This is a genomic window from Clostridium sp. MB05 (assembly GCF_046581255.1).
Lineage (GTDB): Bacteria > Bacillota > Clostridia > Clostridiales > Clostridiaceae > Clostridium.
Map to the genome: position 1 here is coordinate 3506356 of NZ_CP174370.1, position 12948 is coordinate 3519303.

Consider the following 12948-nt stretch of genomic DNA (forward strand, 5'->3'; position numbering starts at 1 on the left):
AACTCCAATCTATAATATATAAATTGGAGTGGGTTCACTACTGGCTCCATCTATTCCAAGTGACCAAATTACAGAATAGACTTCTTTGCATCCATATACATATGGTACTATAGCGAAAATAGATTGTCAACCATTTTTTGTATATTTTGCCATTTTATTACTTATTTACTTTTAAAAAAAGAGTAATTTTAATATTTTACTCTTTTTTTAATTTATATTATAATTATGCTTTTTTTATAGTTTTAGTCGCTACTACATCTACTCCTGTTCCTAGTATATTTTCTAAAATTATATCCCCTATTTTTATAGGTGCTTCAAGAGTTAAATCATTAATAGCTTCCATAGCTTTAAATGTTAAAGCTTTTGGTATTGCTAATTTAGTTTTAACAGAAATAACAGGTAATTCTCCATTTAATATTTTCACAGTCGTTGTAATAATTCTAACAGGATTAGTTATTTCATCAATTCCATAAGCTTCTCCTCTTTTACAACTATTTCCAGTGACTTTCTTATTTTCTACATCCACCTTTAAATGACATCCTATAGGGCAACAAATACAAATAAGCTCCTTTTCCACTTTATTCACCCTCCTCTAAAGAAATTATTAAATCCTCTTCGATATTTTCTAACTGCTTCTTTGTTAAAATAACTTTCTCCATTTCTGATGGTGCTAAGTGTTTTCTTTTAAATTTTGATATTATCATATCTCCTGACTTAATAACTAAAACTTTATTTTTATAAACATTATTTACTCTCATAAAAATAGTTAATTTATCATCCATATCTTCTATAGAAATTTTTTGTGGTACTGTATAATTTATAGATTTACCATTTTTTATATTTAAATATTTTTTCTTTTTTAAATTATTATTTAAATATTTTGAAACAGCCTTTCCAGCATGTTTAGATTCTTCAGTAACAAAATCAACTAGATCATGTACATGAACTACATTACCACAAGCAAAAATTCCCTCTAGGCTTGTTTCCATATTTTCTGTTACTATCAAACCATTAGTTCTTTTATCTAATTCAATACCTGTCTTTATAGATAAATCATTTTCTGGTATCAAGCCAACTGATAATAATAATGTATCACAATTAAACTCTATTTCAGTTCCTTTAATAGGTTTTCTATTATCATCTACCTTTGATATTATTACTTTTTCTAATCTTTTATCTCCTACTATATCAACAACTGTATGAGATAAATATAATGGTATATTGTAATCTTCTAAACATTGAACTATATTTCTATTAAGTCCATTTGAATATGGCATAAGCTCAACAACCGCTTTTACTTTAGCCCCTTCTAAAGACATTCTTCTAGCCATTATTAATCCTATATCTCCAGATCCTAAAATAACTACCTCTTTACCAGGCATATATCCTTCAATATTTACATATCTTTGAGCTGCCCCTGCAGTAAATATCCCTGATGGTCTATCACCGGGTATACTCACAGCTCCTCTTGTTCTCTCTCTACAGCCCATAGCCAATATAATTGCTTCTGCTTCTAATATCATATATCCATCTTTAGAATTTATTGCATGAACTCTTTTACTTTCCTCTATTTCTAATACCATAGTATCTAGTTTTATATCAATATCTACGTCCTCTACCATTTTTATAAACTTATCCGCATACTCTGGTCCTGTAAGTTCCTCCTTAAAAGTATGAAGCCCAAATCCATTATGGATACATTGATTTAATATTCCTCCAAGCTCTCTATCTCTCTCAATTATTAAAATATTTCTTACACCATTTAAGTAAGCCTCATATGCAGCTGCCAGTCCTGCTGGCCCTCCACCTATTACAATTAAATTATATCTCATACTTCTCCCCCCCCTATTTTGATTTCCCAGTCAAAATATATGAACCATCTTTTTCTAAAACAATATCCTCTAAAGGTAGATTAAGTTCTCTAGATATTATCTCCTGAACACGTGGACCACAAAAACCACCTTGACATCTTCCCATTCCAGGTCTGCATCTTCGCTTTATACCATCTAAGGAAACACTTCCAAAACATCTTTTAATAGCATCAATAATTTCACCTTCAGTTATTTGTTCACACCTACATATAATTTTTCCATAATTGCTATCTTTTTTAATCAACTCAATCTTTTCTTCTTCTGATAATTCCATAAATCTAATTTGTTTTCTATATGGATTAAATTCTTGTTTTTTGCTTATTTTAAGTCCACTTACTTTTAACATTTCTACTATATCTATTGCTATAGCTGGTGCCGATGATAATCCTGGAGATTTCATACCTGCTACATCTATAAAACCCTTAACTTTTTTATTTTCTTCAATTATAAAATCCCCACTATCAGGATGAGCTCTAAGACCTGCAAAATTCCTTATTACATTTCTAAAATTAATTTTATCAGTTGTTTTTAAACACGTTTCCTTTACATATTCTAAGCCTTCATCTGTTGTTTTTACGGATTCCTTATCAATAATTGTTTCTGCATTTGGTCCAACTATTAAATTACCATGCACAGTTGGTGTAACAAGAACACCTTTACCAAGCTTTGATGGACATTGAAATACTGTGTTATTAAATAGCTTTCCTTGATTTTTATCAATCACATAATATTCTCCTCTAATTGGAGTTATTTTAAATTCTTCTTCACAAATCATATTGTGAATTTTATCTGCATAAACCCCAGCTGCATTTATTATATATTTTGTTTCTATAACCTCTCCATCATTTATTTTAATTTTAAATACATCATTTTCTAAATCATCTTTACTTATTCCTACAACTTCACTTCTTAATTTAATTTCTCCTCCATTTGCAATACCATTTTCTATTAAAGCTATAGTATATTCAAATGGTCCAACTATTCCTCCCGTTGGAGCATACAATGCTCCTAATACACTTGAATTTAAATTAGGCTCTTTTTCTAAAACTTCCTGAGTGTTTAATATTTTCAATCCTCTAACTTTATTTTTACAACCATTGTTATATAGTTCTTGTACTAAATTCATTTCATCATCATTGAAAGCCAATACTAATGAACCATTTCTTATAAAAGGAACTGATAACTCATCGCATATTTTTTCAAACATTTCATTTCCTTTCACATTATATTTAGCCATCAATGTTCCATTTTCAGGATCATATCCTGAGTGGATTATAGCTGAATTAGCTTTAGTAGTCCCCATTGCTACATCATTTTCTCTTTCAATGGCTACTACTTTTAAATTATGCCTAGTCAACTCTCTAAATATAGAAGCTCCTATTATTCCTGCTCCAATTATGGCAACATCATACATATATATACCCCCATTAAAATATATTTTAATAACAAAAAAGCACAAAAATAAGAATGCAATTCTTATTTTTGTGCTTAACTCTAGTTCTCCTTAGCACATTAAATACATTATGCTAAAATTATATCATATAGTTTTCTTTATGTATATGAAATTTTCAGAATCTTTTTGATTTAAGCTCGTCAAAATTATACAAATTTTATTACTTCACTAATTTGTTATGATATTTTTTCAAAAATCGTATTTAATTATTTAAAAACTTCTATTATAATATATTTATTACACGGGTTAATTTAAGTTATCTCTTTACAATTTATATATACCAAATAATTAGGCAGACTTCTATAAATAGAGTCTGCCTAATTATTTTACTATTCTATAAAAAATTCATCTTCTAATCCTTCAAGATCTTTAATTATTATTTCTTTTAAAGTAAATTCTATAAGCCCCATATCTCTCATATTTATAAGTTCTCTTGAAAGAGATGGTCTAGGGATTCCTAGTTCTTCAGCCATATCTTTTTTAGATGATATTTTAAAAGAAAATGTATTATTCTTTTTATAATTATCAAGTAATATTTTGCATATTTTTCTCCTTATAGAGTCTAGTTCTATAAGATTAATCTTTTTATTTAATATAACTATCTTTTGTGATAAAAGCTCCAATATATTTTCTGTGAATTTAGTATTCTTCTGTATTATTCCTAAAACACTTTTTTTCGGAAAGGATAATACCTTACAATTCTCACCGGCCATAACAGTTGCAGGATATTCTTTTTCTTTAGAAAATAATAGAGCTTCTGCAAAAACATCACTTACATTAAAATTTGCTAATGTTAATACTTTCCCATTTTCATATATAGTTTGAATAACAGCTTTACCTTCAATAATTACAGATAAACTATTACATTTTTCTCCTTGATTTGCTATTACTTCTCCTTTTTTATATGATTTTATTATATAAGATTCACTCTTTAATATTTCCTCTATTTCCAATTCTGAAATTCCCTTAAAAAAACAGGTATTTTTTAAAACATCTATCATAAAAGTTTCCCTTCCTAAAATATATATTGCAATTTAAGAGAAATAGTTATAACTATTTCTCTTAAATTTATCTATTATATATATTTTATGCTAAAAACATCTCTAAGTCATCTTCAACGTTAGTTATTCCACCAATACCAAAGTTTTCAACAAGTACTTTAGCAACATTTGGTGATAAGAATGCTGGTAGTGTTGGTCCTAAGTGGATATTCTTAACTCCTAGGTATAATAGTGATAATAAAACTATAACAGCTTTTTGTTCATACCATGCAATGTTAAATGCTAATGGTAAATCATTAATATCTTCTAGTTCGAATACTTCTTTAAGCTTTAATGCTATTAATGCTAATGAATATGAATCATTACATTGTCCTGCATCTAATACTCTTGGAATTCCACCAATATCACCTAAATCTAATTTGTTATATTTATATTTTGCACAACCTGCTGTTAATATTACAGTATCTTTTGGTAATGCTTTTGCAAAATCTGTATAGTAGTTTCTTGATTTAGCTCTTCCATCACAGCCTGCCATTACAAAGAATTTCTTTATAGCTCCTGATTTAACAGCATCTACTACTTTATCAGCAAGTTGCATTACTTGGTTATGAGCAAATCCTCCTATGATTTCTCCCTTTTCTATTTCTACTGGTGCTTGACATTTCTTAGCATGTTCAATTATTTCTGAGAAATCTTTAGCTGCTCCATCTCCACCTTCTATATGCTTACACCCAACAAAGCCAGCTGCTCCTGTTGTATAGATTCTATCTTTATAGCTATTTCTTGGTGGAACTATACAGTTAGTTGTCATTAATACTGGTCCATTAAAGCTTTCAAATTCTTCAGCTTGCTTCCACCATGCATTTCCATAGTTACCTACAAAGTGAGTATATTTTTTAAATGCAGGGTAATAGTGAGCTGGTAACATTTCTGAGTGAGTATATACATCTACTCCTGTACCTTCTGTTTGCTTTAATAATTGTTCTAAATCTTTTAAGTCATGTCCTGATACTAATATACCTGGATTATTTCCTACTCCTATATTAACCTTTGTCGCCTCTGGATGTCCATAAGTTTCTGTATTAGCTTTATCAAGTATAGCCATACCACTTACCCCAATCTTACCAGTTTCTAAAGTTAAAGCTACAAGGTCATTTACTCCCATAGTGTCATCTAACATCTTTGATAAAGTTTCTTGCATAAATGCATTTACTTCTTCATCATCGTAGCTTAATTCATTAGCGTGCTTCATGTAAGCTGATAGACCCTTTAGTCCATAAGTTATAAGTTCTCTTAAACTTCTTATATCCTCATCTTCAGTTTGTAATACACCTACATTTACTGATTTTGTATCATATTCTTCTCTTGTATTAGCTGTCCATTTTGCAGCTTCTGATAAGCCATCTTTGTTTGATAATTTATTTAATAACTCTTCTTTTATCTCTAAAGTTCTTTTTACTCTTCCATAGAATATTTCATCATCAAAGTTAGCATTAGTTATAGTTGTAAATAAATTTAATGTTATAAAGTGATTAATTTCACTTGAAATTTCTTTTCCTTCTTTTCTTAACCTTGTTGTAATCTCAGATAATCCCTTTGTTGTATATACTAATAGATCTTGCATTCTAGCTAAATCTGGTGATTTACCACAAACTCCAAATTTTGTACATCCAGTACATCCTGCTGTTTCTTGGCATTGGAAACAAAACATTTTATTTTCCATTGAAAAATCCTCCTTGATAATCTAAATCTTAATTTATTTCTTTTATGATTACATTATATGAGGATTTTAATCGGAATTCGGTAACAATCGTTACATATATAATAAAAAATTTAAAAATACAATTTATAAGTTATTAACGAATCCTTTTCCCTTCCATTTTCCAGTTTTCCATCTTATTAATACTAATATTCCCCTAAACCATTCATCTATAGCAAATGCTATCCATATTCCTGTAAGTCCAAAATTAAATTTTACTCCAAGGATATATGCTAGCCCAACTCCAAATGTCCACATTGAAAATATTCCTATATATACTGGGAATCTAACATCTCCTGTTGCTCTTAATCCATTAATTCCAACTATATTTATACATCTTCCCGGTTCTAGTATTATCTCTATTACAAATACTGTTACTGCTATTGATATTATTTCTGAGCTACTTGTTAAAAACCCTAAAATACCTTTTCCTGAAATGGCTATTATACAACTCATAACTATTGATACTACTACTGCTTTTTTTAATGTATAAATGCATAAATCATATGCTTTATTATCTTCTTTATTTCCTACTAAGTTCCCTATTAATATACTTCCACCTTGACCTACTGCTGATGCAAATATATAGCTAAAACAAACTATTGTCCCTACATAACTTTTGGCAGCCATGCTACTTACCCCTATAAGATTTATAAAACTTGTTATAACTAATTGAGATAAATTATATGAAATTTGTTCAGCCGCTGATGGAATTCCAATTTTAAGTATATTAATAAGATGAATTTTTGGGAAAGGCTTAAACATAGACATCTTAAACTTATTTAAAATTAAATCATAAGTTGCCTTTCCTAAAATTATTAATCCTATAACTTTACTTAAAGTAGTTGCTAAAGCTGCACCCGAAACTCCCATGCTAGGAAAACCAAACTTACCGAATATAAGTATATAATTTAGTATTACGTTTACAAGATTCATAATAATAGTTGCATTCATACATATCTTTGTTAAACTATGAGCTCTTAATATAGCTGTAAAAGTCATAGTTATTGCTTGAATAAATATAAATCCACCCACTATCTTTAAATATTGATTTCCTAAATCTATTAACTCTGGTGGACTATTTAATAATTTCATCATTCCAGTTCCACCAAAAAACATTATAAAACTTATAGTTACACCTATAATTGTATTTACACCAATAGATATTCCTGCAACTTGAATTATAGTTTTTTTCTTACTTTTAGCGCCTAAATATTGCGCAATCAAAATAGATGTCCCAGCTGTTATTATTCCAAACATAAGGTTGAGCATCCATATTATCTGATTAGCTACTCCTACAGCTGCAACAGAGTTATCAGAATATCTTCCTAACATTATTGTATCCACACTACCCAATAAAGAAAAAAGTGCACTTTCTATAAATAAAGGCCATGTTATTCTCTTTAACTCTCCTCTTAATTTCGCTTCAACTTTCATAGTCACCTCCACCATCATAAAGATGTTCTGCCATAATGAAATTTATTTCTTTTTGTATTATACTGTTATTAGAATTATTTTTCTCGTTGAAAATTGCTTACAGTTATAACAATTCTGCGTTTTTTATTTGAAGGAGATATTATGGATAATAAAAGTTATTTACAACTTAAAGAACAAGTTAATCATGGAAACATGCAATTACCGATGGAGGTCTATCATGTAGAGTTTACAAACTCAGCTGATTTTTACTCCCACTGGCATGATGAAATGGAGTTTATATACATACTTAATGGTTCTGCAGAAATTTGTATAGATTTTAAAATATTTAGTGTAACTAATGGAGATTTTATTATTATTCCTAAAGGAGCTATTCATTATATGATAGGTAAAGAAAATACTAAGATTTCCTATATAGCACTTGTATTTAACCTTTCTTTAATAGAAGGAAATACTTTAGACTATTCTCAAATTAATTTTGTAACACCTATAGTACAAAATAAACTATTTTTTAAAAATGTTATAAGCATATCAAATGTAGGACATGCTAAAATAGTTAATGCTTTTAATAATTTAATAGAAAGCTACGGTAATAAAGCTTATGGGTTTCAACTAGAGATTAAAGGAGAATTATTTTTAATTTTTTCTACTATCTTTAAAGAAGGTTATGTTAGCCTAAATGTAAGCTCTGAAAACTATAGTGATTTAATTAAAGTTGGAAAATTAAAAGAAGTTATTAAATATATTCAAACCAATTATAAAAATCCTATAACTATTAAAGAATTAGCTGATATAGCACAGTATAGTGAATATCATTTTTTAAGATTCTTTAAATCTCAAACAGGTAAAACTTGCACTCAATATATTAATTACTTTAGAATTCAAAAGGCGACCTTACTTTTATTTAATACAAATTTATCTATAACAGAAATTGCTTACGAAGTTGGATTTGGTGATGTATCATATTTTATTAAAACCTTTAAAAAGTTTTTATCAATATCTCCTACTAAATATAGAAAAACAAATTTATAAAAAAGCAATAAATAGATTTATATAAAACAAATCTATTTATTGCTTTTAATACTTAAACTCTAAAAACAGCTTTACTGCCTTTATTTGTTGAACTTACTTCAAGTTTAGTTTCTATTCTATCTTTTAACTCTTGAACATGAGAGATTACTCCAACAATTCTTCCATCATCTTGTAAATCTACTAAACATTCAATAGCTGAATCAAGGGATTCCGGATCTAATGTTCCGAAACCTTCATCTATAAACATAGTATCTAGTTGTATTCCTCCTGAATAACTTTGCACTACATCTGCTAACCCTAATGCCATAGATAATGATGCTTTAAAACATTCTCCTCCAGATAGAGTCTTTACATCTCTGGATTTACCTGTATAGTTATCGAATACTTCTAAGTCCAAGCCTTGACCTTTTCTCTTATCTCCTAACTCTTCTTTTCTTAAAAGTTCAAATCTATTACATGTCATTTGTGAAAATCTAATATTAGCAGCTTCAATTATATCTTCAAAATATGCTGCCAAAACATATCTTTCAAAACTTATCTTTCTCGGATTATCTCCATTTATTATTTTAGATAACTTACCTACGGTCTTGTATTTATCCTCATCTTCTTCTATCAGTTTATTATAGTTAATACATTCTCCAATGATCTTTTTGTTTTGACTTATTCTTAAATAAATTTCTTTTTCAGCCTTTTCTAGACTAATCTTTTCTCCATTTTTAATTTCTAAAACTTCTTCTATGCTTCTTATATCAATTTTCTTTAAATTCTTACATTCTTCTAAAGACAAGCTATAAACTTTTTCAGCATTAGACAATGTCATATTAAACTTATTTATATCCTTTTCTAATACATCAATTTCTATCTCTGTCATTCTACTTGAAGAATAGTCATTATAATCTTTAAATCCTAACTGTAAAACTTTTTCTTTAAAGAATTTCAAAGCTTCATCTAGTTCTACCTTTACATTTTCAGTCATTACTTCTAAAGAGCTCTTATTACCATTTTCTTTATCATAAATAGTTTTTATATTATTAAAGTCTTTCTCTGCCTTTACATAATCCTCTTTTAGCTTTTCAAGATTATTATTTACTTTGCATTGTTCTTCTTCTAAATCTTTAACGCTTCTTATAGTTCCTTTAAACTCATTAACTATATTTTGTAAATTAGCTTCTTGAGATTTTAATTCTCCCTCTTTTGCTAATAGCTCTTTATTTTTATTTTCTAGCTCAACTCTTAACTCCTCAGTATATTTTTCTATTTCTTGCTTTTGCTTTAGTTTAGTTGATCCTAATGACTCTACTTTTTCAATTTCTTTTTTTCTATTAATTATTTTATCTAAATAACTATAATTATTTTTTAGTTCAGTATTAACATTTTCTATAGACCTTTCAATATCATCTTTAAAATCTTCTTCACTAAATATTTCTATAAATATAGGCCTTATCGTTTCCTCTTTAAGTGAATTTATTTCTGCTTGTATCTTAGTAAGTTCTCTATAATAAGATTCTCTTTTTTCATAGAATTTATCTGCTATTATTTTTGCTTCTTTTACTGCTGATTCATTTATACTATCAACTTCAATAACTGCAAGCTTTGGATGATGAGTAGAACCACAAACAGGACAACTTTCACCCTCCATTAAATCTTTAGCTAGTATCCCTGCTTGATTTCTTCTAAAAGCTTCTTCTAGCTGCTCATAATTGTTTTTCTTTTCATTAAATTCTTTATCTGCACTTTCATAAAATGCTGTTCCTTTTACATGTCTTTGACTTTCTAATTTGCATTTTTCCAAAGCGCTTAAAAGCTTATTAAGCTTTTCTTGTTTAGATATATAATTTATTTCTTCTATATCCAAAGTATTCTTTTCTTCTTTTAACTTATTTATATTTTCTAGCTCTTCTAACAATAATTTTATTAAATCATTATTCTTATTTCTCTCTAAATCGATTTGTTTAATTCTTTCAATAATATATTGAGATTGTCTCTTTAACTCATCAAACTTTTCTTTATTAATTTGATAGTTTGAAGCCTTTTCCTTTAATTTCTCAATCTCATCAAGCTTTTTTCTTAAATCATTTTTCAAATCTTCTTTTTCATTTTCTATTTTAAATTTTCTTTCTGCATCATCAAAATCTTTTTTATATCTACTTAAATTCTCTACACTTTTTCTTAAGCTCTCTTCTACTTTAAGTAATGATATTTTCTTTTCTTTATATTTTTCTTCAAATCCTAAAGCTGTTACAGCTTTTTTACCACTTTCTAATTTTATACTTTTAGCTTCATATTCATGCTTTAATAAATTTAATTTATCCAAATCATATTTGTAATTTTCTAAATTACCTATCTTTTTATTTATATCATTAGCTAAAACTATCTCTTTTGAAATATTATTAATTTCTATATTAATATCTTTCAACTTTTCCTTTATTAGATTTTCCTCTACTTCATCTTTATCTATGGTATCTTTAAATTTTGAAAGTATTAATTCTATATTCAAATCCTTAGCATTTATATTTCTTCTTAAATCTTCATCATCTTCTTTGCATGAAAATGCCTTGATTCTATTTTCTCTATCTCTTTGTATTTGTTCTATAGACTTTTTAAGATTATTAGCTTCTATTTTTATATTTTGTTGTATATCTGAAAAAATCTTAGTTCCAAAAATCTTTCTAAAAATTTCTTCTTTTTTATCACTATCTGAATTTAATAACTTTTTAAATTCACCTTGTGGAATCATAACTAATTGTTTAAATTGCTCACATGTAATTCCTAATATTTCTTCAACTAACCTAGTAACTTCTTTTGGTCCTGATACTGTCTTATCTCCAACTTTTATTTCAGCAGAAGGCTTACTTTCTGTAAAGCCATCACCTCTTTGCTTAGCTCTAAAATATTGTGGTGATCTCTTTATATAATAATCTTTATTTCTAAGTGAAAACCATAGTCCTACTTCTGTTGGAGTTGATTTATCAGCAAAGTCACTTCTTAAATTTTTACCATCTCTTTCACTACCACTTGCTTCTCCATACAAAGCGAAATTTATAGCATCAAAAATTGTAGTTTTTCCAGCTCCAGTATTTCCTGTTATAACAAACATATTCTTTCCATCAAGATTTGCTTCAAAATCTAATTCCTGCTTTTCAGCATATGGCCCAAAACCTGTTATTATAAGCTTTCTTATCTTCACCTTATTCTCCCCCCTTTTCTGCTACTTCTATTATCTTTTCAATGATATTTATCTCATCTTCACTACAAATTTCATCCATTATATCTTCATAAAAATTCTTAAATAAAGTTGTTTTAGATTTTTCTTTTATATTAGTTGCCACACTTCTACTACTATTTCTTGAAACTCTTTCCTCTCTAGTAAGCTCCATGACATTAGGATATATGCTTCTAAGCTTTGCCATAGGATCTAAAAGCTCACCCTTATCTTTTAGTATAACTTTAATATAATCCTCATAATTTTCAGATGAATTATCAACCCCTTTAATAATTTCACCTAATGTACCAGTCTTAACCCTAAAATCTCTTCTAGGCTTTAAATCGTAAATTTCTATATCTACATCTCCATTTTCATTTATATCTACAATAGTTATTCCCTTTTTTTGATTCACTTCTGAAAATGAATATTTCATAAGAGATCCTGAATACCTTATCTTATCACTTCCTACCTTCTGAGGTCCGTGCAGATGTCCAAGAGCTGTATAATTAAACTTCTCAAAATGCTTTGAGTTAATATACTCGGTCCCCCCTATAGAAAGAGGCTTTTCTGAATCGCTTTCTTCTAAAACCTCAAAATTATCCTCCTTCATTTGAGTTACATATCCATGAGCTATTGCAATATTTCTTTCCTCTTCATTAAAATCATTTAATATCTCAGAAACTATTTTTTTCATTGCCATATCATGTGTTTTTATATTTTCATCTTCAAATAAGTCTCTAACAACTGGTACATCTTCATATGGTATTGGATAAAAATTAATCTTTCCATACTTATCTTCTAAAACTATTTTATCTATTTTTCTTTTTAGATTTCCCACTATGTATAGTCCACTATCACTTAATAATGAACTTGCAAATTCAACTCTTTCATTACTATCATGATTTCCTGCTAACGCTATTACCTTAGTATTTAAATCTTTAACTATTCTTTTCATAGTATTATTTAATAATTCAACTGCATGAACTGGTGGAACTGATCTATCATATAAATCACCTGCAATCACAACAACATCAGGTTTTTTATCTTCAATTGCTTTATAAATTTGTTCTATTATAAATTTTTGGTCTTCTGTCATATAAAATCCATTAACAAGCTTTCCTATATGCCAATCTCCCATATGAAAAATCTTCATTACATCACCTCAAAATATTTTACATAATATAGAATAATTA

Annotated in this window: 9 protein-coding genes and 1 riboswitch; of the genes, 1 reads left to right on the top strand and 8 read right to left on the bottom strand. The window is 28.0% G+C overall.

Translation table 11 applies throughout. The annotated features are described in order from the left end of the window. Window positions 1-17: 17 nt before the first annotated feature. A riboswitch (cyclic di-GMP riboswitch) is annotated at window positions 18-102 on the bottom strand. A 121-nt stretch (window positions 103-223) separates the two neighbouring features. From ACH36K_RS16465 to ACH36K_RS16490, 6 genes are all read right to left on the bottom strand, one after another. After that, window positions 224-577, bottom strand: a complete 354-nt coding sequence (locus tag ACH36K_RS16465; protein ID WP_411168678.1) for a DUF1667 domain-containing protein — start codon at window positions 575-577, stop codon at window positions 224-226. Between the two features lies 1 nt (window position 578). Further along, window positions 579-1832 carry an NAD(P)/FAD-dependent oxidoreductase gene (locus ACH36K_RS16470; protein WP_411168679.1) on the bottom strand — a complete coding sequence of 418 codons (1254 nt, stop codon included), beginning with the start codon at window positions 1830-1832 and terminating at the stop codon, window positions 579-581. Between the two features lie 13 nt (window positions 1833-1845). Continuing rightward, window positions 1846-3285: an NAD(P)/FAD-dependent oxidoreductase gene (locus ACH36K_RS16475; protein ID WP_411168680.1), complete on the bottom strand. Its 1440-nt coding sequence runs from the start codon at window positions 3283-3285 to the stop codon at window positions 1846-1848. Window positions 3286-3653: 368 nt separating this feature from the next. After that, complete coding sequence (locus tag ACH36K_RS16480; protein ID WP_411168681.1) at window positions 3654-4325, bottom strand: Crp/Fnr family transcriptional regulator; 672 nt, start codon at window positions 4323-4325, stop codon at window positions 3654-3656. Between the two features lie 85 nt (window positions 4326-4410). Further along, window positions 4411-6048 carry a hydroxylamine reductase gene (gene hcp / locus ACH36K_RS16485; RefSeq protein ID WP_411168682.1) on the bottom strand — a complete coding sequence of 546 codons (1638 nt, stop codon included), beginning with the start codon at window positions 6046-6048 and terminating at the stop codon, window positions 4411-4413. Window positions 6049-6171: 123 nt separating this feature from the next. After that, the gene (locus tag ACH36K_RS16490) at window positions 6172-7521 is read right to left on the bottom strand and encodes an MATE family efflux transporter (RefSeq protein WP_411168683.1); all 1350 of its coding nucleotides are present in this window, start codon (window positions 7519-7521) and stop codon (window positions 6172-6174) included. A gap of 141 nt (window positions 7522-7662) precedes the next feature. Here ACH36K_RS16490 and ACH36K_RS16495 point away from each other — a divergent pair, with 141 nt between their 5' ends. Further along, window positions 7663-8550: a helix-turn-helix domain-containing protein gene (locus ACH36K_RS16495; protein ID WP_411168684.1), complete on the top strand. Its 888-nt coding sequence runs from the start codon at window positions 7663-7665 to the stop codon at window positions 8548-8550. 52 nt (window positions 8551-8602) lie between these two features. On the opposite strand, the gene ACH36K_RS16500 is transcribed toward ACH36K_RS16495, so the two are convergent. Then, a complete protein-coding gene (locus ACH36K_RS16500; protein WP_411168685.1) occupies window positions 8603-11737 on the bottom strand; it encodes an AAA family ATPase in 3135 nt (1044 codons plus the stop codon). 1 nt (window position 11738) lies between these two features. Continuing rightward, the gene (locus ACH36K_RS16505) at window positions 11739-12908 is read right to left on the bottom strand and encodes an exonuclease SbcCD subunit D (RefSeq protein WP_411168686.1); all 1170 of its coding nucleotides are present in this window, start codon (window positions 12906-12908) and stop codon (window positions 11739-11741) included. Between the last annotated feature and the right edge of the window lie 40 nt (window positions 12909-12948).